This window comes from Parafrankia colletiae (assembly GCF_001854655.1).
Taxonomy (GTDB): domain Bacteria; phylum Actinomycetota; class Actinomycetes; order Frankiales; family Frankiaceae; genus Parafrankia; species Parafrankia colletiae.
The window spans coordinates 17,036-42,302 of the sequence record NZ_MBLM01000058.1; the positions used below are offsets into that span (position 1 = coordinate 17,036).

The following is a 25,267-nucleotide window of genomic DNA, read 5'->3' on the forward strand; positions in this document are numbered from 1 at the left end:
CGGTGGCGGATGCGACACCTGGGAACCCTAGGTAGGGCCGGTTTCACCGCTCCTTCGCGGCGCATTCACGAGACTTCCGGGAGCCCGCACCCCCGAAAGCCTGGTCCCGCGGGTCCGGTTCTGTGGGTCGGTCCCGCGGGTCGCGGTGCTGTCAGCGCTGGTCGGACGGTGCCTGGAAGCGGGTGACGGGCTCTCCCGCGGCGAGGCCGTCAATCTGCTGCTGGATGAAGGAGACGACGGTCTCGTAGCCCGAGCCGAGGCCCACCTCGCCGTCGATGGCGATCAGCTGCGTGATGCCGACCATCACCAGCTGGGCCACCAGCGGTGGGCAGCGTTCCTCCGGGACGCCCAGATCCGCCAGCGCCGCGGTGAAGGCGTCCAGCTGGAGCTGCCGGTAACGGTGGTAGTACTCGACGATCGCCGAGCGGATCGCCTTGCGGTGATTGGCGAGTGCCATGAATTCCAGGCTGAACGTGGTGGTGGTGAGGCCGATCTCGCGCAGCTCCCACAGCTGCTGCAGCGTCGGCCGGGACCGGACCAGGTCCTGCAGCAGGTCGAGACCGACGTCCGCGCGGCGCCGGAACACCGCCAGGAACAGGTCGTCCATGGTGCGGAAGTAGTAGTGCACAAGCTGTGGTGCGAGTCCGGCCCGGGCGCCGACGCGCCGCGAGGTGACCGCCGCGTAGCCCTCCTCGATCAGGAGGTGCTCGGCGGCGTCGAGTAGCTGGTCGCGTGTGGTCGGCTCGGTCGGACCGGCCTGGTGCCTGCTGGCCATCCGATGTTCCTATCCCATGCGCGCCCGGCCGTGCGACTGACATCGTCATCTGCACTGTCGGGCGGGCGTCGACCGGCCTGGTGCCCGGTCCGGTCAGCGTGGCGTGAGAGCGCGCCGGGCTGACCCGACCGGGCCGGAGGAGGTGCGCGTGTCAGGTCCCCGGCGGGTCAGGTTCCCAGGGCGGGGAGCGCGGGCGCGTCGATGACCTCGGTCGGCGGCTCGGGCTGCAGACCGACGTTGTTGAGGACCTGCGCGAGGCAGAGGTAGCTGCCGATGACGAACGACAGTTCCAGCAGCTGCGGCTCGTCCAGGTGGGACGCGAGAACCCGCCAGGTCTCGTCGTCGACGCGGAACTGGTCGATCATCTGGTCGACGGCGGCCAGCATGGCCCGTTCCAGCGGCGCCCAGAGGTCGGCGGCGGCGCCCTGCGGGATGGCGTGGATCTCCTCGCTGGTGACACCGCTGTGCTTGCCGATGCGCAGGTGATGCGTCCACTCGTAGGACGAGCGGGTCCGCCAGGCCACGCGGAGGACGACGAGCTCACGGTGCCGGGGGTCGAGCACGGCGTTCCTGCTGGCGAGCACCTCGGAGAAGGCGAGCCACGGTTCGGTCAGGCGGATGTGGTGGGCGAACAGGCGCAGCGAGGTCGGCATCGGCAGGGCGTCCGGGCGGCCCGAGAGGAAGAGCTCGGGGCGTCGTAAGTACTTAGGCAGCGTTTCCGCCGCGTCCTCGCTCCACTCCTCGACCGGCAGCGGCGCAATCCGGGCCGGCTCCGGTGCGGCCTGCCGCGCCGCCTCGTGGATCTGCTCCGTCGTCATCGCTGGCCCGCCGTGGTCGACCTGCTCGTCACGGTTCTCATCTCGCCTCTCATCTCGCCGTCCCGTCCCATCCGCGGCCGTTCGCCGGCCGCCTTCGTCGGTCTGGTGCGCGTGTTGTCGAGGAAACCGATGCTCGTTCGGTCGCGGCACTCGTCCGCTCGTGCGCTCGCTCGTCCGCTTGCTCGCCTGCCCGGATCAGGCCATGATCATCTGGGCGTCGCGGCGCGGGGCGTGAAGCCCGACGCGATGATGACGTTGCAGTCGGCCGCGGCCTGCCGGAGCGGGAGAGCGGCCTGGTAGCTCGCGGAGCGATACCAGTCCTGTGCCTTCTCGACCGACTCGTACTCGATGACGATCGTCCGGCGGCCCGGCCAGGACCCCTCGATGACGTCGACGTCGTCGTCGACAGCGAGCACCCGGCCGCCGTACTCGGCGAGCGAGGCGCCGGAGAGCCGGCTGTACGCCGCCATGCCCGCCGGGTCGTGGATGGTCTCGGTCAGGATCACGTAGCCCTTCGGCACCTGCTGCTCCTCGCTCACGTTCCCGTTCCGGGAGTATGCAACGTCCGCGGCCCCCGCGACCACGAGAAACGGACCCTCGGTCCGCGTTGGTTACCGGGCGTCAGGGCTGTTCTCGCCCTCCGCGTCACAAGCGTTACGTCCCCGATCCGGGGCATGCCCGAGGGGCAGACGCAGGGCGAGTGCGGGGGAGGCCCATGTTCTACGACACGGTGGAATCAACCTTTTACGCCTGGTGTGTGGAACGTCTGCTCAGCTCGGCGGTGGCCGCCCCCCACCTGGCCGGTGGCATCGTGGAACTCGGCGCGGGCACCGGACTGCCGATCATCGAGGCGCTGTCGCGCTGTGAGGCGTCGGTGCCGGTGCGCGGCTTCGAGCGGGACCCGGACAGCTTCCGCGTCGCCGCCCACCTCGTCGCGGCGAAGGGCCCGCCCGGCTACACGGTGGAGCCCGGTGACTTCTTCGAGCAGGCCCTCGACGGCCCGGAACGGATCGCGGTCGCCAACCCGCCCTATCTCGCGGCCCCGGCGGACGACACGGGCACGCCGGAGCTGTGGGGCGGCGAGAGCGGCGCGGAGGTCACCTGTCGCCTGCTGTCCGGGCCGTACGACGTGCTCATGCTGATGGTCGCGTCGATCGCCGACCCGCTCGGGGTGATCGAGCATGCCCGGCGGTCGGGGTACGCCGTGGCGGACTGGTCGGTGTGCCCCGTCGTGTTCGGCCCGCACAGCTGCCGGTCCGGCGTCCGCGGGCGCATCGACGAGCTGCGTACCGAGGGCCGGGCCTTCAGCACCGAGACGGACTACCTGCTCGCCGGAGTCACCTGGCTGCGCACCGGAACGGCCGACCCGGGGCAGGCGGACGTCCTGCGCAGGGTTCTGACCGCCGGCGCGGAACCGGGAAGGGCCTGATGACCACGACCGCCGCGCTGCCGGGGGCGGCGGCGCGGTACGGCACCGTCCTGCCGCCGGCCCAGCTCGGGCCCGGCCGGCTGCCACGCCCCCGCGGGCCGCTCAGCGCCTTCGTCACCGACGCGCTGCGGCGGCCGGCGGACGCGGGCCTCGGGCCCGCCCCGCCGCCGGGGGACGACGTCCTCTACGGAGAGGACGGCGCGCTGGCCCTCTACTGCCTCTACGAACTGCACTACCGCGGCTTCGCCGGCGTCGACGAGCGGTGGGAGTGGGCGCCGGCCCTGCTGACCCTGCGCCATCACCTGGAGGAGGACCTGGAGGCGCGGGTCCGCCGCGAGGCCGGGACGGTGCCCGTGGCGGCCTGTGACCCGCGTGACGGTGACGGCATCGCGGCGGCGCTGCGCGCGGTCATCGACGGGCCGTCGGGACCCCCGGGACCGTCGGTGTCGGCGTACCTGGCCGAACAGGGCTCGCTCGAGCAGTTCCGGGAGTTCGCCATCCTCCGCTCGCCGCTGCAGCTCAAGGAGGCCGACCCGCACTCGTGGGCGATCCCGCGGCTGACCGGTCCGGCGAAGGCGGCGCTCGTCGAGATCCAGGCCGACGAGTACGGCAACGGCACCGCGCGGGACGTCCACCAGAACCTGTTCGGGGTGACGATGCTCGGTCTCGGCCTGGACGCGGGCTACGGCGCCTACCTCGACCGCGTGCCGGGCGCCGCGCTCGCCTCGGTGAACCTGGCGTCGTTCTTCGGCCTGCACCGGCGGCTGCGCGGGGCGCTCGTCGGCCACCTGGCCGTGTTCGAGATGACCTCCGTCGAGCCGATGGCGGCCTACGGCGCCGCGCTGCGCCGGCACGGGCTGCCGGCCGGCGCCCGCCACTTCTTCTCCGTGCACGTCGTGGCGGACGCCCATCACCAGACGCTCGCCTCGGAGGCGCTCGCGGGCAACCTGGTGCGTGCGGAGCCGCAGCTGGGCGTGGACGTGCTGCTCGGCGCCCGCGCGATCATGGCCGTGGAGGGGCGGTGGTCGGCCCGGGTCCTGGCTGCCTGGCGCGACGGCCGCTCGGCCCTGCTGCCGCCCGCCGGCCCGCCCGACGAGTCCCCGCCCGACGCTGACCAGCTGGGCGCTGACCAGCTGGACGACTTCCCGAGGGAGCGATGATGCGGATCGGATACAAGCTGATCACCGAGGGGTACGGCCCGAAGGAGATCGTCCGCCAGGCGAAGGCCGCCGAGGACGCCGGATTCGACTTCGTCGAGCTGAGCGACCACTTCCACCCCTGGCTCGAGGAGCAGGGACATTCCGCGTTCGCCTGGTCGCTGCTCGGCGCCATCGCGCAGTCCACCGACCGGGTCGGTCTGGCGGCCGGTGTGACCTGCCCGACGATCCGCTACCACCCGGCCGTGATCGCGCAGGCGGCGGCGACGGTCGCACTGCTCTCCGACGGCCGGTTCACCCTCGGCCTGGGTTCCGGCGAACGGCTCAACGAGCATGTCGTCGGGCGCGAGTTCCCCGCGGTGGGCCGGCGCCAGGCGATGCTGCGGGAGGCCGTCGACATCATCCGGCTGCTGTGGAAGGGCGGGTACCAGTCGTACGACGGCCGCTACCTGCAGCTGGAGGACGCCCGCGTGTTCGACCTGCCCGCTGCGCCCCCGCCGATCGCCATCGCGGCGGGCGGAGCGCGCTCGGCGCGGATGGCGGCGGAGTGCGGTGACGGGCTGTTCGCCACCGAGCCGAAACGGAGCCTCGTCGACGCCTACACCGCCGCCGGCGGAGCGGGCCCGCGGTACGCCGAGGTGTTGGTGGCCTTCGCGGCGGACGCACAGACCGCACTGACCAGCGCGCTGCGCACGATGCGCTGGGCGGTGACCGGCTGGAAGGTGATGAGCGAACTGCCGAACCCGGCCAACTTCGCCGCCGCCACGACCACGGTGACCCAGGACGACCTGGCAGAACACCTCGCCTACGGCCCCGACCCGGCCCGCTACCTCGAAGCCTGCGCACCGTTCGCCGCGGCCGGATTCGACCAGCTCGTCCTGATGAACTGCGGGCCTGACCCGGATGCGTTCCTGGCATTCTTCAGCTCCGAGCTCGCCGGACCGCTGCGCGCACTCGACGCCGATTCCGCGCGGCTGGTCGCGGCGTCCTGAGAACGGCCGCGCCGGACGCACAGCGGCGTCCCGGCGGCGGTGAGCACTCCTTGCCCGGGTGTTAACGCCTCCGCGCGTTCGGGATAACAGTTCCTGGCGACCATGAACGCAGCCGGGCCGTGGCGGATCCGGGCGCAGGTGGGGCTGATCATGGGAACGGATTCGGGCGGCCGTCTCGTCGTGGTCGGCAACGGCATGGTCGGCCAGCACTTCGTCGAGGCGCTGCGGGAGCGCGATGTCGACCGGCGCTGGCAGGTCACCGTCTTCGGGGAGGAGCCGCGCCGGGCGTACGACCGGGTGGCGCTTTCGTCGTACTTCGACGGCGCCGGCGCCGAGAGCCTGGACCTCGTCCCGGACGGCTGCTACGACGGGCACGGCTACGTGCTGCGGCTCGACGAGGCCGTCATCGCGGTCGACCGCGCGGCGCGGACCGTCACGACCAGCCGCGGGCGCACCGTGGGCTACGACGCGCTCGTGCTGGCGACGGGCTCGTCCCCGTTCGTCCCGCCGGTGCCCGGTGCCGACCTCCCCGGCTGCTTCGCCTACCGCACCCTGGACGACATGGACGCGATCCGCGCCGCGGCCCTCCACGCGACGGCGCGCGGGAGCACGGCGGATCCGGCGGTTCCGGTGGTTCCGGTGGGCCTCGTGGTCGGTGGCGGGCTGCTCGGCCTGGAGGCGGCGCGGGCGCTGCGCCTGCTCGGGCTGGCCGTGCACGTGGTCGAGATGGCTCCGCGGCTGATGCCGCTGCAGGTCGACGAGGGCGGCGGTGCGCTGCTGCGCCGGCTGGTGGAGGAGCTGGGGGTCACCGTCCACCTCGGGACGTACGCCGCCTCGGTGGTCGCGGCGCCGGAGCCCGCCGGCTCCACCCCCATGCTGGCGACCCTGGGCGACGGCACCGAACTGCCCGCCGACCTGGTCGTCTTCGCCGCCGGCGTGCGTCCCCGGGACCAGCTGGCGAGGGAGACGGGGCTGGCCGTCGGCGAGCGGGGAGGGGTGGTGGTCGACACCGGCTGCCGGACCGCCGACCCCGCGGTCTTCGCGATCGGGGAGTGCGCCTGCGTCGCCGGCCAGGTGTACGGGCTGGTGGCTCCCGGCTACGCGATGGGCTCCGTGCTCGCTGACCGGCTCCTCGGCGGGCCGGCCGAGTTCGCCGCCGCGGACACGGCCACGAAACTCAAACTGCTCGGCGTGGACGTCGCGAGCTTCGGCGACGCGCTGGCGGCCACCGCGGGGGCGCTGGAAGTCACCGTCAACGACCCGGTCGCCGGCACCTACGCCAAACTGGTCGTCTCCGACGACGCCGCGACCCTGCTCGGCGGCGTGCTGGTCGGGGACGCCTCGAAGTACCCGACCCTGCGCCCGCTCGTCGGTCGTCCGCTGCCCGGCGACCCTCTCGTGATGATCGCGCCGAGCGGGGGCGGGGGTGGCGGTGCGGCGGTCGCCGCCGTCCTGCCCGCCGACGCGATGGTCTGCTCCTGCCATGCGGTCACCCGGGAGGCGATCGACACCGCGATCGCGGGGGAGGGGCTCACCACCGTCGCCGAGATCAGGGCCTGCACGAAGGCCGGCAGCGGCTGCGGGTCGTGCGTTCCCGCGCTCTCGACGCTGCTCGCCGAAAGCGGGGTGACGGTCAGCCGGGCGCTGTGCGAGCATTTCGGCTACTCGCGCGCGGAGCTGTTCGACCTCGTCCGCGTCCACCAGATCAGGACGTTCAGCGAGCTCGTCGGCCGGTACGGCCGCGGCCGCGGGTGCGACGTGTRCAAACCGGTCGTGGCCTCCGTTCTCGCCAGCCTCGGCAACGGCCACATCCTCGACGGCGAACAGGCCGCCCTCCAGGACACCAACGACGCGTTCCTCGCCAACATCCAGCGCAACGGCACCTATTCGGTGGTGCCGAGGATTCCCGGCGGGGAGATAACACCGGAGAAGCTCGTCGCCCTCGGCCTGGTCGCCCAGGATTTCAACCTCTACACGAAGATCACCGGTGGGCAGCGCATCGACCTGCTCGGCGCCCGGGTGGAGCAGCTGCCGGCGATCTGGCGGCGGCTCGTCGACGCCGGATTCGAGTCCGGGCACGCCTACGGCAAGGCGCTGCGCACGGTGAAGTCCTGTGTCGGGTCGACCTGGTGCCGTTACGGCGTCCAGGACTCGCTCGCACTCGCCATCGAGCTCGAGCTGCGCTACCGGGGCATCCGCTCACCGCACAAGATCAAGGCCGGGGTGTCGGGCTGTGCCCGCGAGTGCGCCGAGGCGCGGAGCAAGGACATCGGCGTGATCGCCACCGAGAACGGGTGGAACCTCCACGTCGGCGGCAACGGCGGCTTCCGGCCGAGGCACGCCGACCTGCTGCTCACCGACGTCGACACCGAAACGCTGATCCGCACGATCGACCGGTTCGTCATGTTCTACGTCCGCACCGCCGAGCGGTTGCAGCGGACGTCCAGCTGGGTCGAGTCGCTGTCGACCGGCCCCGGTGGTGAGCAGGTCAACGGGCTGGACTACCTGCGCTCGGTCCTCGTCGACGACGCGCTGGGCATCGCCGCGGAGCTCGACGCGGCGATCGAGCGGYACGTCGGCACCTACGAGGACGAGTGGGCCGCGGTGCTGGACGATCCGGTGCGCCTGCGCCGGTTCGTCTCGTTCGTCAACGCCCCGGACACCCCCGACCCGACGATCTCCTTCGTGACGGAGCGCGGCCAGCCCCGGCCGGCGTTTCTGGGCCTGCCGGCCGCCACCCCGGCCCGATGACGCAGAAGGACGCAGCGATGACCTGGACCACGGTGTGCCGCTATGACGACCTGCTACCGGAACGCGGCGTCGCGGCACTCGTCGGTGATCTGCAGCTCGCCCTGTTCCGCTGCCATGACGGGCAGCTCTTCGCGCTCGGCAACCAGGACCCGTTCACCGGCGCCTGCGTGCTGGCCCGGGGCATCGTCGGGAGCCGGGCGGAGCACCTGACGGTAGCGTCTCCCCTGCACAAGCAGACCTTCGATCTGCGTACGGGAGAGTGTCTGGACGACCACGGCGTCTCCGTACCCGTCTACGAGGTGCGCGCCCGCACGGGGATGGTGGAGGTGAAGGTGGCGTGACTGGCGGTTCCCTCGACGTCGAGCCCCTGGCCGGGTACACCGTCGGGATCACCGCGGCCCGGCGGCGGGAGGAGTTCGGTGCCGCGCTCGAACGCCGCGGGGCGAAGGTGCTGTACGGCCCGGCGATCCGGATCGTCCCGCTGGCGGACGACACCGAGCTGCGGCAGGCGACCGAGCGCTGCCTGACCGCGCCGCTGGACGTCGTCGTCGCCACCACCGGCATCGGCTTCCGCGGCTGGATGGAGGCCGCCGACGCCTGGGACCTGCTGGATCCGCTGACCAAGGCGATCGGCGCGGCGACCCTGCTGGCCCGCGGCCCGAAGGCACGCGGCGCGATCCGCGCGACCGGGCTGCGCGAGGCCTGGTCACCGGAGTCGGAGTCGTCCAACGAGGTGCTGGAGCACCTGATCGAGCGGCACGACCTCGACGGCACCCGCATCGCGGTACAGCAGCACGGCGAACCGCTCCCCGACCTGGTCGAGACACTGCGGCTCGCCGGTGCGGACGTCATCGAGGTCCCCGTGTACCGGTGGATCGCACCCGAGGACACCACACCGCTGCGACGGGTGATCGACGCGGTCGCGACAGCCGAGCTGGACACGGTCGCGTTCACCAGCGCCCCCGCCGCGGTCAGTTTCCTGCGCGCCGCGGACGACCAGGGCCTCGGCGAGGCGGTGCACGAGGCGCTGCTCGGCCCGGTGGTGGCGAGCTGCGTCGGGCCGGTGACCGCCGGCCCGCTGCTGGAACGGGACATCCCCGTCATCCAGCCGCCGCGGGCCCGGCTCGGCGCGCTGGTGCGCGAGATCGTCGAGCAGATCCCGCGCCGTCGTGGACGGTTGCTGCCCGTCGCCGACCACTGGCTCGACATCCGCGGCCAGGCCGCCGTCGTCGACGGCCGGTTCGTCCCGCTCAGCCGGACGAGCATGGCCCTGCTGCGCCGCCTCGCCGGCCGGCCCGGGCATGTCGTCACCCGCCGTGAGCTGCTCCCGCCCGGTGGTGGTGACGAACACGCGGTCGAGGTGGCCGTCGGCCGGCTGCGCTCCGCGCTCGGCGACCCCCGCCTCATCCAGACCGTGGCCAAACGCGGCTACCGGCTCGCCTTCGAGCCGGAGCGCGGCGCCGACGCCTCCACCGACGACTGGCGCTACTGACCGTTCCTTGCTCCCAGCTGTCCGTCCAGGTCGGATGTACTGGATTGCGGACGAAGGGGAGACATGGCAGCTGCGACCGGCCACGTCATCGTGTGCGGACTGAGTGGGCTGGGCCTGCGGATCACCGAACAGCTGATCGCATCCGGCGTCGCCGTGGTCGTCGTCGACGACCGACACGCGCCCACCAGAGGACGCCAGCTCGAACGATGGGCGGCCCGCCTGGTGGTGGAGAGCCCGCAGACGGCGGAGGCGCTGCGGGAAGCCGGCATCGACGCCGCGCTGGCGGTCGTGGCCTGCCACGAGTCCGACCTCGCCAACCTCCAGACGGCAATGGTGACCGCGGAGATCGCGCCGACGGTCGGGCTCGTTCTGAGTATCGACAACGCGCAGCTCGGCGATCAGCTCGCCGCGGCGCTCCCACAGGCCCGGGTGCTCAACCGGGCGGAGCTGGCCGGCCCGGGCTTCGTCATGGCATGTGTCCGCTCGGACGTTGTGCATGCCTTCGCCGTCGACCATTCCGGCGCGGACGGGCTGACCGACGGTGAGATCTTCACGGTCGTCGACGAACGGGTGGAGCGGCCTGGCATCTTCCGGGATATCTATGGCGACCTGACCCCGATCTCGCTGCACCGGGGCGGGGAACGGCTCGTTGAGATCTGTCCGCCCCGGGATGTACCCCTGCGCCCTGGTGACCGGCTGACCGTCCTCGGTCGGACGTTCGAGTACGGTGCCCGCGACATCACGGTGGCGGGCCTGGACGACGCGCGGTTGTTCGCGACACTTGTGGGCTACGCGGCCGACGGCGTCGGAGACGGCCGTGCGGAGGAGGCGCCCACGGGTGGGCGGCGCCACGACGCGACCACGGCACCGGGCCGCAGACGGAGCAGTGCGCTGCGGTCTCAGCTGGAGCTGCACGCGGCTCGGCATCGTCCCGTGATGYGGTTGAGTGAGATCAGCGCGATGATCCGCAGCGAGTTCGACCGTCCGTTCCGCTGGGCGCTGGCTGCCGTTTTCATGATCATGGGCGTCAGTACGGTGGTCCTGTCGTTGGCCTACGAGGGTCACAACCCTGACGCTCCTGCCAGCTTCTCTCCCCTGGACGCCTTGTACCTGACGGTCGAGACGATGGTGACGGTCGGCTACGGCGACTTCAACTTCGGTGCCGCGGACGGCTGGCTCCAGGTGTTCGGGATTGCGTTGATGCTGGCCGGGGCGCTGTCGATCGCGGTCGTCTACGCCTTCATCACCAATGTGATCATCAGTCGGCGGCTGGAGCGTGCGCTGGGCCGCGGAAGGATCGGGGCGATCGACCGCCACGTCGTGCTCTGTGGGCTCGGGTCGGTCGGCGTGGCGACCATGGAGGGGCTGCTACTCGCCGGCCGGCAGGTCGTGGTGATCGAACGCGACCAGACAAACCCGTATCTGCCGGTGGCCCGCGAGCTGCGCGTTCCCGTTGTCATCGGGGACGCGGCTGTTCGGTCGACACTGCTGGAGGCCGGCATGCCCCGCGCGGCGGCGATCGCGGCGCTGAGCAGTGACGGTGCGGCGAACCTGGAGGCGGTGCTCTCCGCCCGGGAGGCCCATGAGGAGCAGCTCCTCGCCCGCGGCCGGCGAGGAGCACCAGCCGGACGGGGCAGGAACACGGCACGGTCCGCACAGACTGTGCCCGTCAGAGAAACGTGCGGATCCGCCCGCGAAGAGAACGCCCGGCTACGGGTGGTGCTRCGGACGTCCGGTGCGACGATGGCGGACGAGGTGGAGCGCCTGTTCGACGTCCACACTGCCCGCAGCGCGTCCGCCCTGGCGACGCCCTACTTCGTCGGCGCCGCTCTCGGCTACCGCGTGATCACCACCTTCTACGTCAAGCGCACGCCGTTCCTGGTCGCGATGATGACCGTCCACCAGGGCAGTGCTCTGGCCGGCCCGACGCTGGCGGAGCTGGCGACCGGTATACGGGTGCTCGCGGTCGGAGGGGAGAACGGCGAGCTGGAGCACCGGTTGAGCCGGCACACCCGGCTGCGGCCCGGTGACGAACTGCTCGTGACCGGGCCCGTGACCCGGATCATCGACCTGGTCCGCCGCAACCAGCCAGCCTCGGGAGACTTCCGCCCGCCGGACGCCACAGCCAGGTGAAGTGCAGTAGCGGGTGAGTGGCCGCTTCGTGTTCGTGGGCCAGGTGGCCGCATCTGACCGGGGCCCGAACCCTGTACCTGCCGGACCGGGCCCAGGGCCGGGTGGACGCCGCCGACCGCGACGAGCTCGTCGAACGGTGCGGCCCTGGCCTGTCGAAGAAGGTGCGGGCCTGCTCCAAGGGATTCCCGGGACGATGGTCCTGACTGCCCGGGGGCAATGGACCGGGTGCGGCCGAACAAAAGGCGGGTGATCCGCTCCGTCCACGGTGGGACATTCGAATGAGCAGAATGCGGAATGCGGACTGGCGGCTCCTGGTCGTCGGCGGAGACGGGTGGTAGGACATGAGTGGCGTGATTCTCGTCGGCGTGGATGGTTCGAAAGGTTCCGATGACGCGCTGCGGTGGGCGTTACGGGAGGCGCGCCTGCGCGAGTGCGCCGTCACCGCGCTGCTGGCGTGGGGCGGGGACGGGCTGCAGCGGGAGGTGTACCGCCGAGCCCTCCAGACCGACCCGGCGGACCACACCGACCTCGAGACCGCGGCGTCCAACGCGCTGGACCGGGCCATCGGCCGCGCAGGCCTGTCAGGGGCGGAGATGACCCGGCTCGTCGTCGACGCCTCGCCGGTGGCTGCGCTGGAGAACAGCTCGGCCGGCGCCGAGATGGTCGTCGTCGGGTCGCACGGTCACGGTCCGATCCACCGTGCGGTGGCGGGTTCGGTCGCCCAGGGGGTGGTCAACCACGCGCGGATTCCGGTCGTCGTCGTCCGGGGAACGACCGAGGAGCACCCGACTCCGCGCCCGGTCGTCGTCGGTGTCGACGGTTCGGGCAACTCGGTCGGCGCGCTGCGCTGGGCCGCCGAGGCCGCCACCCTTCGCCGGGCGCCGCTGCGGGTCGTCCACGCGCTGGGGCATACGGAGGTGCTGTACCCGGAGCTGCTCCTCGCCGGGCAGTCGAGCCTGCTCCGCCGAGCCCAGGAGGCCATGGAGGAGATCGTGGCGAAGGGCCTGGCCGGGGCGGGCGGGATCGTCGTCGACACGGTCGTCACGCCGGAGGCTCCCAGCCCGGTCCTGCTGCGTGAGGCCGAGAACGCGCAGCTCCTCGTCGTCGGTCATCGCGGTCGGGGCGGCTTCGCCGAACTGCTGCTCGGCTCGGTGAGCCACCAGAGCATCCTGCACGCACGCTGCCCGGTGACCGTCGTGCCCAGCGAGGGCCGCGTCGTCGCCGCGACATGACTGCCCGCACGGCGATGCCGGACGGATCCGGTCGGGAACGCCGGTGTACCGGCACAATATCCGCGCCCCGAGAGCCGGGACCAAAGTCACGAAACGCCGGGAACTACGGTCTCCCACGGTCGGGAAACGAGGTGTGAGAATAGAAGGGCCGGACTGCCCATCCGGTACGGAGAACAACGAACAGGTAGGCGCCGCGATGGCCGTTCTGATTGTCACCGAATCCTGTTTCGGAAACACCCTCACGATTGCCCGTTCCGTCGCTGCGGGCATCGCCCATGCGGTTGGTGCTGAATCCGTCGCCGTTGTCGGTCCCGACCAGGCGGCGGCCGGGATTCCCGTCGATCTGGAGCTCCTGGTGGTCGGCGCACCCACCCATGGTTTCTCGATGCCGAGGCAACAGTCCCGGCGCCAGGCTGTCGAGAAGGGTGCCACCGCGGGCGAGGAGCCGGGTGTCGGAGTTCGGGAGTGGATCGAGCTGGCTGCCCCCCGGGCCGATCTGCGYGTCGTGTCGTTCGACACCTCGGTGAAGATGCGCTTCCAGCCGGGCACCGCCTCGAAGGCAATCTTCAGAGCTTTGCGGAAACGCGGTTTCCAGCACGCCGAGCGGGGCCCGAGCTTCTACGTCACCGGGACGGAGGGACCACTGGTCGATGGCGAGGCGCAGYGGGCCGAGGAGTGGGGCGCGCAGCTGGGGCGATCGCTGAGCCAGGCCACGGTGTAGCGCTGGGAAGTGACCGCGGGCGGTGCCTGCTCCTGAGGAATCCGAACGGAAGRCGATCAGTACCGTGACCGATCAGCAGAACACGGCCGCCGGCGCGAGGCCGCGGGCCGAGCGGCTCGAGCGGCTCGAGCGGGGGGTCGAACGGCGCTCCGCCGCGCAGCAGCAGGCCGACGACGAGCGTTTCTCCCAGGGGCTTGCCGCTCTGCGGGCCTACGCCCACGCTCAGGGCGACACCCTTGTCCCCGACGGCCACCTGGACGCGGACGGCTTCCCACTGGCCGCCTGGGTCGCCGGCGAGCGCATCGCCCACCTGGAGGGTGAGCTCTCCGACGAACGGCGTGCCGCGCTTGAAGGTGTCCCCGGCTGGCAGTGGGAACCGGTTCGGGACCGTTGGCACCGCACCGGAGAGAACGGCATATGAAATTCCCAGGGCCGCTGTCAGGCCGCGAGCTCGACGAGTCCGCTCTGAACGAGACCGAGCTGGGCAGGCTGATCGACTACTGGAACGCGGCGAACTACCTGACCGCGGCGCAGATCTACCTGATGGACAACCCGCTGTTGCGCCGGCCGCTGTGCCGCGACGACATCAAGCCGCGGCTGCTCGGGCACTGGGGGACGTCGCCGGCGCTGAACCTGGTCTACGCCCACCTGAACCGGCTGGTCCGCCGGACCGGTCAGGACGTGCTCTATGTCGCCGGCCCCGGGCACGGCGGGCCGGCGCTGGTCGCCAACACCTACCTGGAGGGCACCTACTCGGAGATCTATCCGGGCGTGTCGAGGGACGTCGCCGGGCTGACCCGGCTGGTGCGGCAGTTCTCGACCCCGGGCGGTATCCCCAGCCATGTCAGCGTCCCGACGCCGGGCTCGATCCACGAGGGCGGCGAGCTCGGCTACGCGCTCGTCCACGCCTTCGGTGCCGCGTTCGACCACCCCGATCTGCTGGTCGCCGCGGTGGTCGGCGACGGTGAGGCCGAGACCGGCCCGCTGGAGGGCAGCTGGAAGGGCGTCGACTTCCTCAACCCGGCCAGGGACGGCGCGGTGCTGCCGATCCTCAACCTCAACGAGTACAAGATCGCCAACCCGACGGTGCTCGGCCGCCTTCCCCGCGAGCGGCTGAACCACCTGTTCGCCGGCCACGGGTACGACGTCCTCTGGGTCGAGGGCGACGATGTCCGTGAGGTGCACCGCGCCTTCGACGCCGCGCTGACCACCGCGCACACCCGCATCCGCGACATCCAGCGGACGGCCCGGCAGCCGAACCGCACCGTCACCGAGGCGCCGATCTGGCCGATGATCGTGCTGCGGACACCCAAGGGCTGGACCGGCCCGCACGAGGTGGACGGCGTCCTCGTCGAGGGCACGTTCCGCGCGCACCAGGTACCGCTGGCGGGGGTGCGGGACAACCCCGAGCACCTCGCCCAGCTCGAGACCTGGCTTCGCTCCTATGGGCCGGAGCGGCTGTTCGACGCCGACGGACGACTTGTCGCCGAGCTGGCCGCCCTCGCCCCGGAGGGCTCGGCGCGCCTCGGCGCCACCAGCTACGCCAACGGCGGCGTGCGCACCGAGCCGCTGCGGCTGCGTGACTGGCGGGCCCACGCGCTGGAGGTCGACCCGGCCCGGCGCGGCAGCCTCGTCCACGAGACGACCCGGCCGCTGGGCGAACTGCTGGCCGACGTCTACCGGGACAATCCGACCACCTTCCGGGTCTTCAGCCCGGACGAGCTGGCGAGCAACCGGCTCGGGGCGATCCTGGACGTCACCGACCGCTGCCTGGTCGCGCCGGCCGACCCGCGCGACGACCGGGTCAGCCCGGACGGCCGGGCGATGGAGGTCCTCTCCGAGCACCTGTGCGAGGGCTGGCTGGAGGGCTACACCCTCACCGGCCGGCACGGCCTGTTCGCCACCTATGAGGCGTTCGCGATGGTGTCGGCGTCGATGGTCATCCAGCACACCAAGTGGCTCCAGGAGGCGAGCCGGCTGGAGTGGCGCGCCCCCGTTCCCAGCCTGAACGTCCTGCTCACCAGCACCTGCTGGCGCAACGACCACAACGGCTTCTCCCACCAGGGACCGGGGCTCATCGACACGGTCGTGCCGCTCTCACCCGGGGTCGCCCGGATCTGGCTGCCACCGGACGCGAACAGCCTGCTCTCGGTCGCCGACCACTGCCTGCGCAGCCGCGACCACGTCAACCTGATCGTCGCCGACAAGCAGCGGCACCTGCAGTACCTGACCGCGGACGAGGCCGACGAGCACGCCGCCCGCGGCGGGTCGGTCTGGGACTGGGCCGGCACCGAGACCGATCTCGACCGTGAGCCGGACGTGGTCCTCGCCGGGATCGGTGACGTGCCGACACTGGAGATCCTCGCGGCCGCGGACCTGCTCCGCCGGTACGTGCCCAGCCTGGCCGTCCGGGTCGTCAACGTCATGGACCTGATGGCTCTGCTGCGTTCGGATCTGCATCCGCACGGGTTCTCCACCCCGATGTTCCGGGCACTGTTCACCGACTCGACCGACGTCGTCGTCGGCTTCCACGGCTACAGCCGGGCTGTCCACCAGTTGCTGCACGGCCGGGCGAACCCGCAGCGGTTCCACGTCCGCGGGTTCACCGAGCAGGGCACGACGACGACCCCGTTCGACATGGTCGTCCGCAACGGCCTGAGCCGCTACCACCTGGCCCAGCTCGCCGTGGAGTTCGCCCGGACGACCCGTCCCGGCACGGACCGCCTGGTCAGCCACTGCCAGGACCAGCTGACCCGCCACCACGCCTACGTCACCGAGCACTTCGAGGACCTGCCCGAGATCCGGGAGTGGACCTGGTCGGGCGGCGACACCTGACCCGCCGGGTGGATCGGGGAGAAGGAGACGACGTGCGGGTCCTTGGCCTGGCGGACCCGGCCTCGAGGTCCTCCTGGGATCGGTAGGCATCGACGACCTGGTCGATCGGCCAGTAGTGGTCGGTGACCAGGATCCGCTTTCCGAAGATCTCTTCTTTCAGGGTGGCCTGCGCGGTCTCGTCGTGGGTCCAGGTCAGGCGCAGGGTGGCGGGGGTGTCGCCGGTCAGCTCGGCGCGCAGCGCGCGGGCGACCCGGCGCGGTCCACGTTGCCAGCCAGTCAGGAAACTCGGGCTAGTACGGCAGGTCGTGATCGAGATCTGTATGATCTTCCGTTGTCACGTTGCGGAACTCCCTGGTCGCTTTGGCCGTTGTTTCCCGTGTTTGCCAGGGTAAGGATGCGGGTGAGGCGTCACAGCGGCGCTTCGGGCGCGAAGGCCGGATTGCGGGGGCATCGTGGTCGTTATCCATGTGCGCTGGTCGCGCCACTGTAGGGACGTTGGCCTGGCATGTCCGGCCAGCTGATTCCGGGCCGGCCGGGGGAGCGTGCCGGGGGCGCTCTGGACGGGATTCGGGCCTACCGCCTCGTTTCCGTACCTCGGCCGCCGGAGGATCCGCAGGTTCGCGATCCGGCCCCCGCGCAGCTTTTCGCCGCGGTGACCTCCATGCACGCCACGTTCCAAAGCCTGACCACGCCGGGGGCCGACGTCATCGACGGCCTCGCCGGCCCCGATGACCCCGGCGGCTTTGACGACCTCGGCGCCATTGCCGGGATGCCAGGGGCGCGCAGTCCGCTGTTTTTCGCCGCCTGGTTACGCCTACCTGCGCAGACGGCAATGCGGACGGGTGAGGCCCCCAGGTCCTGTCAGGAGCGGTTCGTCTTTCTGCTGGGGGGCCGGCCGTTCTTTCCGGGGGCGGCGCCCGGCCCGGCCCGGCCGGACGGCACCCGCGGGCTGCTCTTCCCGCCGGGCGCGAGCGGCGTCGAGGCCCCCGGCAGCGAGGTCGACCGGCTGCTCGCCGAGTTCCCGGTGTGGCTGCCCTGCCTGGGGGCACCCGACGCCCTCTGGTCGCTGCCGAACGAGGAGGTCTGGCAGCATCGCCGCGGTTCCTTCGACGATCATGCCGCGCATCTCGCGCACCCGTTCGTCTGGATGGTGCTCGCGCAGCCGCGCCCTGCCGGCCTGGTCCAGGCCGACAAGGACCGGCTCGAGATCGGTATTCCCATGCTGCGCGAGGCGGCGCGGGGCTCCCGGTGGGCCGAGCTGGAACGCGCCGAGGCCCGCTATCGCGAGCTCGCCCGCTACGGCGGTGCGGGAATGTGGGACGTCCGGTTGCTGGTCGGGTCCGATACGCCCGCGGGTGCGGGGGCCGCCGCGTCGCTGTTGTGCGGGGCCGCGGAGCTCGGCGGTCTGCCATACACCCTGGTGCCGTCGGACCGTCTCGGCAGCCTGGCCGAGCTCGCCGCCGGGCCGCCGCCCGCCACGCCGGCAGGCCGGCAGGCCGGCTGGCAGCCCGGCCCGCCGGACCCGTTCGAGCTCGCGGACATCTTCGTCCCCACGGCACCGTTCGCCGCTTCCAGCGAGCTGCTGGCCGCGCTCGCCCGGCCGCCGGCCCGTGAGCTGCCCGGCGTCCGCCTGCTCACGCCGCACCGGTTCGACGTCACCCGCGACCGCACCGACGACGACGGTTTCCCGATCGGCACGGTGCTCGACCCGGCCTACGCCGACGCCGGCGCGTTCGTCGTGACCCGCCCGACGCTGAACCGGCACGCCTTCCTCTGCGGCGCGACGGGCTCGGGCAAGTCCCAGACCGCCCGCACGCTGCTGACCGAGCTGTCCGCTCCGGAGCACCCCGACGACCGGGTGCCGTGGCTGGTCATCGAGCCGGCGAAGGCCGAGTACGCGCGCATGGCCGGCCGGACCCGCCCCGACGACACGGTGACCGTCCTGCGCCCCGGGGTGCCGGACGACCCGCCCGGCTGCCTGAACCCGCTCGAACCCGAGCCCGGCTACCCGCTCCAGAGCCACGCCGACCTGGTCCGCGAGCTGTTCCTGGCCGCGTTCAACGCCGACAACCCGGTGCCGCAGATCCTCTCGATCGCCCTCGCCGAGGTCTACGCGAACGCCGGCTGGGACATGGTCACCGGCGAGCCACGCCCCGCGCGGCGCCCGAAGCTGTTCGTCGACGAGGAGCCCCGCGACGTCCGCACCAGCTACCCGACCCTCGGTGAGCTGCGCATCGTCGCGCAGCGGGTCGTCGACGACATCGGCTACGGCCAGGAGGTCCGCGACAACGTCCGCGGCCTGGTCGACGTGCGCCTGCGTGGACTACGCGAAGGCACCCCGGGCCGGTTCTTCGAGGGCGGGCATCCGCTGGACGTCGGCGCGCTGCTGCGCGGCAACGTCGTGCTGGAGCTGGACCGGGTCACCAGCGACCAGGACAAGGCGTTCCTCATGGGCGTGGTCCTGATCCGGATCGTCGAGCATCTGCGGACGAACCCGCCGGAGCCCGGCGACGACCGGCTCCGGCACGTCCTGGTGATCGAGGAGGCGCACCGGCTGCTGCGCCGGGACGCCGACGGCCCGGCCGGCAACGCGGTCGAGCTCTTCGCCGGCCTGCTCGCCGAGATCCGCGCCTACGGCGAGGGCGTCGTCGTCGTCGAGCAGATCCCATCGAAGATCATTCCGGACGTCCTGAAGAACACGGCGCTGAAGGTGATGCACCGACTGCCCGCGGCCGACGACCGGGCCAGCGTCGGGGCGACCATGAACCTGCGTGAGGAACAGTCCGAGCACGTGGTCGCGCTGCCGCCAGGTCAGGCGGCGGTCGCGCTGGACGGCATGGACCGGCCTTTGCTGATCCAGATGCGCCACGGGGAGCGGTACGAGTCCACCGAACGGGCGAGCCACCTGCCACCGTTGCGGGCCGCGCGCAGCGACCTGTGCCCGCCGGACTGCCGGACCGCCCCCTGCACACTGCGCGCGATGAACGAGGCCCGGCACGATTCGACGTCCCCGCTGCTCGTCCTGTGGGTGGAGGCGGTCGTCGCCGCGACGGTCGCGGGGGTGCACCCCGTCGACCCGGCCCCGGCGCTGTCGGACTGGCTGCTCCGGCTGCCGCCGCGCCAGCGCGACTGCGCGTTGGCCCATGCGGTCGAACGGGCGGTCGACGCCCGCCGCCCGCTGCTGCGCCGCTGGCTCGACCCCGCGGACCTCGCCGACCACATCCTGGCCGAGCTCACCGCCCGGCTGGGCCTGCGGCCGCCGCCCACCGAGGACCACCTGCGCTTTCAGGCCGGCGTGTACCGGTGGCACGACGTGAGAGGCAGGCTGGAGGCCGCGGTCACACGGCGCGGGCCCGGCGCTGCGCGGCAGCCGCATCCACACACCGAGCAGTGGGCTCGGCGCGGGCTGATCCTCGACGGTGCGGACGTCGTGGATCAGATGCGCGCCTTCAGGGAGCATCCGGCGCATGCCACCGGCAGCCACCGGGTGGCGATCGGCGATCCCGACGCGAGCGGGCTCACGGCGGCGCAGGTCGAGGTGACCGGCGCCGCCGGCGGGCTTCATCTGCGCCGAGCCTTCGCCCGCGCCTGCGTCGGCAAGCTCGACACGATCGTCCGGCTCTTCGAGGAACCGCCGGTTGGACGCGGACCGAAGGGCCCGCGGGCAGGGGCACTGACATGAGCGGCGACAGCGTCGGTGACCTGGCCGGTCTCGGTGAATCGGCGGACATCGCCGCGGAAGGGTGGGCTGGCTCGGAGGGCGATCTCGGCGCCGCCGAGGAGTCCTTCGGGCCGGAGGAGAGCGATTCGCAGGCGCTCGCCGACCTGCTCGCCGCGGATTCCCGTGCGCTGAGCCTTCCGCCGGAGGACACCGAGTCCCCGGCCGTCGAGGCCGACACGGGCACCACCGACGCACAGCCCGGATTCACCGAGGCACCGGCCCCCGGGGCGCACGGCGGTGAGGCAGCCGCGGCCGACACCGAGACATCGGCGAACGAGGCCCATGACGAGTCCATCGGCAGTCAGGACGACGGCTCGGTCGGTATGAGCGACTCCGAAGCGCTGGCCGAGTCGATCGCCGGTGAGGCACGTGCGTTTCTCGAGAGCCCGGACGACCTCGTGGCGGATGGCCCGATGGTCGCAGATCCCCCCACCGGCGATGGCGGCCCCACTGGTGACGGCGGGTTCGGGGACGGATCGACGCCCGAGGACGATGCCAGTGTTGCCCCGCTGCGCGAGGCAACACTGTCCGATGGACCCGCCGCAACACCAGCTGAAGCACCGACTGAAACGACGCCCGACATCCCCACCCAGCCGATACCGGACGAGACAACGCCGGAGGCCGTGTCCGACGATGGGGGGTACGACGGCGAGTCGGTGCCGCAGGCCACCGACATAGCCGAGACCGCACCCGCACCGAGGGAAACCGAGATTCCCGACCTGCCCCAGGCGGACGAGCCCTCGTCGGTGCCGGAGACTTCCGACCCGCGTGYAGCCGAGGAGACAACCCATGCCACCGGGGAAGGGGGGATTTTCGATTCGCCCACCGTCGATGAGGCGTCCGACGTCGTCCCGCTGGAGGTTCCGGAGGAGCGCGCTGCACAGATCGTGCCTGAACCGGCGACCAGCGCCGAGTCGGTGGAACCACCCGCAACCCCCGAGAGCACGTCCGCACAGCTCGAGCCCGAAACCGAGTCGGCCAGCGAATCGGACAGGCTTGAGCTGGGACCACTAGGGCAGGTAGACCAGGAGGAAAACACATCCACTCGTGAAGGCCCGGATCAGACGGCAGCGGAAATCGACACCGCCGTCTCGAGGCCGGAACGGAACGACCTTTCCCCTGCCGAGCCGCTGCCCGCCCAGGCCGACGGTGCCGTGGCCGATGGTATCCAGACGCCCGGCGAACAGCGAGAAGCGAACGACGGGCCTATCGATCCTGACGCCGTGTCAACCAAGCCGGACGGTTCGCCGTGGCCCGAGTCCCCGCTCAGCGCGATAGAGCCACTTCCTAGGCTGGACGAGGCTGACATACGGCGAGGCGAGAAAGGATTTATCGAATCGGTCGACGGGAGGTCCGCCCGTGACTATGTCAGCGGGCTCGCCGACGAACGTACCGAGGGATATCTGAAGGCGCGTCGGGACGGGACCGTAGYGAAGTCCGAGGTGGCACCGGTCACCTCCGTACTCCTCGACACCCGTACCGGTCGCGTGTACGAGGCCGTCAACCAGGAGAAGGAGATTCCGACCGACCTTCATCCGATTCTCCAGGAACGTCTCAACAATCTGGTGGCCGAGGCGGCAGCGAATCCCGAGGCCTACCAGTATCGCAATGGCGATAGGGGGGGCTTCCCGCACTTCGATATCCCGGGCACCCACGCCGAGGTCCTCAATACCAGTCGGGCCCTGTACGACCGGGAGGCCATGGGATATCAGGTGACCTCTGAATCACTCGGCGAGATACTCGTGGACAATCGTTTTCCTTATCGGCCGCCCGACAAGACCGCCCCCTGCTGTCCGAACTGCACTGCTATCCTAGAAGGCGTGGAGTCCATCCCCGGCATGATTCCGACCGACCAGTGGAAAAGGGAAGATGAATGACTGGACCAGATCCCGTTCGTTCAGTGCACATTGACGACATCGACTACACAGACGACCTCTTCGTCACTCACGAAGGGGAATTCTTCACCGGGGAGGTGACCGATTACTATCCCGACGGCCAGCCCCGCAAGGTCGCAACCTACGAAAACGGCCGGCTGAGGGGGCYGGAGCGCACGTTCTACCCGGATGGTTCGGTCAGGTCCGAGTACTGGAACGTCGACGGCGGCCGGCACGGCATCGGTCGTTCCTGGTTTTCGAACGGCCAGATGGAATCCGAGACGCAGTACGACCACGCAAAAGTGCTCCGCAGGAAACGATGGGCCGAGGACGGAACCGAACTGAGCTGACCCGCGGTGCCGCCTGGGGGCGCGGGTTGAACTTCAACAAGTGAGGGGCGGCGGTGGGAGAGGCCGAGGATGCCGAGGCACTGCAGGACGAGCTGCGTCGACTCGTCCAGGCGGACACGCCCGGACCGGATCTGGTCACGACGGTGGCTGGCCTTGACGTCGCGTACGACACCGACTCGGATCTGGTCGCGGGCGCGGTCGTCGTCCTCGCCGCGCCCGGCTGGGAAGTGATCGCGTCAGCCACGGCGGTGGGCCGGGCGTCGTTTCCCTACATTCCCGGCCTGCTGTCGTTCCGGGAGCTGCCGCCACTGCTCGACGCGTGGGAGGCAGTTCTCTCCCGGTTGACGACACCACCTGATCTGCTGGTGTGCGACGGGCATGGCATCGCCCACCCCCGACGGTTCGGGCTGGCCTGCCATCTCGGCGTCACCGTGGACCTGCCGACGATCGGCGTGGCGAAGACCCAGTTCGTCGGCGAGCATTCATCACCCGGGCAGCGTCGGGGCGAGCGGACAGCGATCATTCTCGAGGGCGAGCCGGTAGGAGCAGCGCTGCGTACCCGCGACGGAGTCCGCGAGGTATACATCTCGGTCGGCCACCGGACCAACCTCGACTCCGCCTGCCGGTGGGTGCTGGAGCTGTGCCCCCGCTACCGGCTGCCGGAGACGACCCGTTCTGCTGACCAGCTCAGCCGGACGGCACTCGCCGAAGCCCGCCTCGCGGCCTGATCGGCCCCGCTTGCCGGGGCGCCATGCGGATGGTGCCGCCGAAGCGGCTGTCAGCACCAGGGCCTGCGACGTCTCTTTCTGGAACGGGGCAGTCATGCTCCTCCTTGACAAGGAAAGCAGATTGCTCGCCGTCAATATTTTGTGGGGGCGGGGAAGCGGTTCACGGATTGATCGAGCTGTGGCTGTACGGAAGACAATTGTCGGGATGTTTTCACTTGCGTCGACTGGAATATCGATGGTACTTACGATGCGGACTGGAATTATTCCTGCCATCGGAGGTGGCACGTGACGGCGCTCGTGCCTGACAAGGCCGGCGAACTCGCGGAGATGCGGCGGCGTGAGCTGGCGCGGCGGCTGCTGGCGCAGGGGGTGGACAGGTTCCAGTGGGGCTGGCAGTTCGTACCCGCGGAGCGGCCGGTGCCAGACCCGCTCAGCCTGCCGGTGCTGCCGCCCGAGCACTTCGGGGGCGCGGCCAACGCGGCGGCCCTGGGCGCTACGGCCAAGGCCTGCGCGGTCGGCGGCGTCGTCCTGGGGGGCGCACTGGGCGTCCTCGGTGTGGCGACCGGGGCGTCGCTGGCTCTCCCGGCGCTGGCCACGGCCGGTGTGGCCGTTGCGGGCGGTGGGCTGACGTCGATGTACGCGCGCTGGCGCGAAGCTGTCGGACGTGAGCGGGAAGGCGCGTGGATGGACGCGCACGACCAGCAGCGGCAGGGCAGCTCCGCCGCGGCGGAATCCCGGGACGAGTGGCGCCCGGTACAGGGACCTCCCGACGCGACCCGGGTGGATGTCGTCTGCGGCACGTGGGACGGCTGGGCGGCGATGATCGCGACGACCGCCGGTTCGTTGATGCGCCCCGACCGCAGCGTGGTCGTGCTCGACCTCACCAGTCACGAGGTCGCCGAGGATCTGGTCCAGCTGGTGGACAGCACGGGGCAGCGGGTGCCGTGCGGCCGGTTCCCGACGGACCTCAGCCTGGTCGACCTGTTCCACGAGCTCAGCCCGGAGGCTGTGGGTCGGGTGATCGCCGATGCGTTCGCCGTGCTGCCGGGTCGCAGTGGCGCCGCCGAGATCCGTCGGCGCGATGAGGCGATCGTGCGGACCGTCGCCCGCCTCATCGACCCGCCCTGGACGTTCCGCCGGCTTGCCGCGGGCGTGCGGCTGCTGCAACGGCTCAGTGAGACGAGCGCCGGAAGCGGCCAGGCCGGTGGTGTGCTGAGCCTGCGGGAGCAGCGGGAGCTCATGCAGGCGAGCCACGAGTTCGGCCGCACGCCGCAGGAGAGCACCGAGCTGACCTACCTCGTCGACACCTTCGAGATGCTGGCGGGCAACGACGATCGGCGGCCTGCGGACCGCGCGGCGCCCGAGGGTGCGGCGCCGGGGGGAACAGCGGCAGACAGCAGGACGCACGATGACGCCGACGAGGCCGTCGCGCGGCCGGGTAGCGGGCTGTGGCGCCCTGGCCTGACGGTGCTCGCCGCGCCCATCTACAACAATGATCAGGGTGCCTCGGCGCGCATCCTGCTGTACCGCTTCATGGAGGATCTGCGCCAGGGTGCGCCACACCGCAGCGATGACCTGATCGTCGTCGCCGGGGTCGACCGGCTGGGCCGGGACGTGCTCGACGAGTTCAGCCAGCACGCCCGCAACGCCCGGGTCCGGACGATGTTCCTGCATCAGCATGTGCCGGCGCGCGAGGACGCGCAGCGGATGCTGAACACGGCGGGCAGCGTCACGCTGCTGATGCGTACCCACAACGCCCTCGAGGCGCAGGCCGCGGTGGAGCTGGTCGGTTCCGAGTACCGCTTCGTGCTCAGCCAGGAGACCCAGAGCACCAGCGAGTCCCTCGGCTGGAGCCGCGACGAGACGAAAGGAACCGCCACCAGCACCTCGACGGACAGCCAGCACGGCTGGAGCATCCAGGTCGGGGTGCGGCGAGGCGAACGTCTGCCGGTCTTCAACCGCAGCAGGAACGGGTCGCGGGGCACGGCGCGGACCGTCCAGTGGTCACGCTCGCGTGGCAGGTCGGGGTCGGCGGAGAAAGGAACCTCCTCGGCCACGAGTCGGGTGTTCGAGCCGGCGGTGGAGCCGGTCGAGGTCGAGACCCTGCCGGAGACCGCGTTCATCATCCTCAACAAGGTCCACTTCCGGCAGCCGGTGCTGGGTGACTGCGACCCGGGGCTCTGCCAGCATCCGCTGGCCACCGTTGCCCTGCGCAAGACCCCCCGGAAGACCGGGGGATAGCCCAACCCGCAGCCGCCC

The 25,267-nt window shown here is 71.3% G+C and carries 19 protein-coding genes and 1 pseudogene; 16 read left to right on the forward strand and 4 right to left on the reverse strand.

The genetic code is table 11. From position 1 onward, the window contains the following. Positions 1-151: 151 nt before the first annotated feature. The 3 genes from CC117_RS08165 to CC117_RS08175 all read right to left on the reverse strand — a co-directional run bounded on the left by CC117_RS08165 (position 152) and on the right by CC117_RS08175 (position 2,114). Positions 152-775, reverse strand: a complete 624-nt coding sequence (locus CC117_RS08165) for a TetR/AcrR family transcriptional regulator (protein WP_071083146.1) — start codon at positions 773-775, stop codon at positions 152-154. Between the two features lie 167 nt (positions 776-942). Continuing rightward, on the reverse strand, positions 943-1,593 hold the full coding sequence (locus CC117_RS08170) for a carboxymuconolactone decarboxylase family protein (protein WP_071083147.1): 651 nt from the start codon (positions 1,591-1,593) through the stop codon (positions 943-945). Positions 1,594-1,799: 206 nt separating this feature from the next. Then, positions 1,800-2,114, reverse strand: coding sequence for a DUF1330 domain-containing protein (locus tag CC117_RS08175; RefSeq protein ID WP_071083271.1), 315 nt, complete (start codon positions 2,112-2,114; stop codon positions 1,800-1,802). A gap of 194 nt (positions 2,115-2,308) precedes the next feature. Here CC117_RS08175 and CC117_RS08180 point away from each other — a divergent pair, with 194 nt between their 5' ends. The 11 genes from CC117_RS08180 to CC117_RS08235 all read left to right on the forward strand — a co-directional run bounded on the left by CC117_RS08180 (position 2,309) and on the right by CC117_RS08235 (position 16,335). Then, positions 2,309-3,022 carry a class I SAM-dependent methyltransferase gene (locus CC117_RS08180; RefSeq protein WP_071083148.1) on the forward strand — a complete coding sequence of 238 codons (714 nt, stop codon included), beginning with the start codon at positions 2,309-2,311 and terminating at the stop codon, positions 3,020-3,022. Then, positions 3,022-4,182, forward strand: a complete 1,161-nt coding sequence (locus CC117_RS08185) for an iron-containing redox enzyme family protein (RefSeq protein ID WP_071083149.1) — start codon at positions 3,022-3,024, stop codon at positions 4,180-4,182. The genes CC117_RS08180 and CC117_RS08185 overlap by 1 nt, the downstream gene beginning before the upstream one ends. Continuing rightward, positions 4,182-5,171: a TIGR03557 family F420-dependent LLM class oxidoreductase gene (locus CC117_RS08190; protein WP_071083150.1), complete on the forward strand. Its 990-nt coding sequence runs from the start codon at positions 4,182-4,184 to the stop codon at positions 5,169-5,171. The genes CC117_RS08185 and CC117_RS08190 overlap by 1 nt, the downstream gene beginning before the upstream one ends. 150 nt (positions 5,172-5,321) lie before the next feature. Next, positions 5,322-7,922, forward strand: coding sequence for a nitrite reductase large subunit NirB (gene nirB / locus CC117_RS08195; protein ID WP_071083272.1), 2,601 nt, complete (start codon positions 5,322-5,324; stop codon positions 7,920-7,922). A gap of 17 nt (positions 7,923-7,939) precedes the next feature. Next, complete coding sequence (gene nirD / locus CC117_RS08200) at positions 7,940-8,263, forward strand: nitrite reductase small subunit NirD (RefSeq protein WP_071083151.1); 324 nt, start codon at positions 7,940-7,942, stop codon at positions 8,261-8,263. After that, a complete protein-coding gene (locus CC117_RS08205; RefSeq protein ID WP_071083152.1) occupies positions 8,260-9,414 on the forward strand; it encodes a uroporphyrinogen-III synthase in 1,155 nt (384 codons plus the stop codon). The genes nirD and CC117_RS08205 overlap by 4 nt, the downstream gene beginning before the upstream one ends. Positions 9,415-9,477: 63 nt before the next feature. After that, entirely contained in the window at positions 9,478-11,547 is a 2,070-nt protein-coding gene (locus CC117_RS08210; RefSeq protein ID WP_071083153.1) for an NAD-binding protein, read from the forward strand. 341 nt (positions 11,548-11,888) lie between these two features. After that, positions 11,889-12,779 carry a universal stress protein gene (locus CC117_RS08220; protein ID WP_071083155.1) on the forward strand — a complete coding sequence of 297 codons (891 nt, stop codon included), beginning with the start codon at positions 11,889-11,891 and terminating at the stop codon, positions 12,777-12,779. A 196-nt stretch (positions 12,780-12,975) separates the two neighbouring features. Continuing rightward, entirely contained in the window at positions 12,976-13,500 is a 525-nt protein-coding gene (locus CC117_RS08225) for a flavodoxin family protein (protein WP_071083156.1), read from the forward strand. A 64-nt stretch (positions 13,501-13,564) separates the two neighbouring features. After that, positions 13,565-13,921: a helicase associated domain-containing protein gene (locus CC117_RS08230; RefSeq protein ID WP_071083157.1), complete on the forward strand. Its 357-nt coding sequence runs from the start codon at positions 13,565-13,567 to the stop codon at positions 13,919-13,921. Then, positions 13,918-16,335, forward strand: a complete 2,418-nt coding sequence (locus CC117_RS08235) for a phosphoketolase family protein (protein WP_071083158.1) — start codon at positions 13,918-13,920, stop codon at positions 16,333-16,335. Before CC117_RS08230 ends, CC117_RS08235 begins: the two co-directional genes overlap by 4 nt. An 8-nt stretch (positions 16,336-16,343) precedes the next feature. Here CC117_RS08235 and CC117_RS40880 read toward each other — a convergent pair. Continuing rightward, positions 16,344-16,564: pseudogene (locus CC117_RS40880) on the reverse strand (IS1634 family transposase); the annotation flags it as partial. A 276-nt stretch (positions 16,565-16,840) separates the two neighbouring features. Here CC117_RS40880 and CC117_RS08240 point away from each other — a divergent pair. The 5 genes from CC117_RS08240 to CC117_RS08260 all read left to right on the forward strand — a co-directional run bounded on the left by CC117_RS08240 (position 16,841) and on the right by CC117_RS08260 (position 25,249). Continuing rightward, positions 16,841-20,017 carry an ATP-binding protein gene (locus CC117_RS08240; protein WP_071083159.1) on the forward strand — a complete coding sequence of 1,059 codons (3,177 nt, stop codon included), beginning with the start codon at positions 16,841-16,843 and terminating at the stop codon, positions 20,015-20,017. Then, positions 20,014-21,933, forward strand: a complete 1,920-nt coding sequence (locus tag CC117_RS08245) for a YwqJ-related putative deaminase (protein ID WP_071083160.1) — start codon at positions 20,014-20,016, stop codon at positions 21,931-21,933. The genes CC117_RS08240 and CC117_RS08245 overlap by 4 nt, the downstream gene beginning before the upstream one ends. Before the next feature lie 23 nt (positions 21,934-21,956). Then, a complete protein-coding gene (locus tag CC117_RS08250; protein WP_071083161.1) occupies positions 21,957-22,280 on the forward strand; it encodes a toxin-antitoxin system YwqK family antitoxin in 324 nt (107 codons plus the stop codon). A gap of 53 nt (positions 22,281-22,333) precedes the next feature. Beyond that, a complete protein-coding gene (gene nfi, locus CC117_RS08255; RefSeq protein WP_071083162.1) occupies positions 22,334-23,008 on the forward strand; it encodes a deoxyribonuclease V in 675 nt (224 codons plus the stop codon). Between the two features lie 285 nt (positions 23,009-23,293). Continuing rightward, a complete protein-coding gene (locus CC117_RS08260) occupies positions 23,294-25,249 on the forward strand; it encodes a recombinase family protein (RefSeq protein ID WP_071083163.1) in 1,956 nt (651 codons plus the stop codon). Positions 25,250-25,267: the final 18 nt, after the last annotated feature.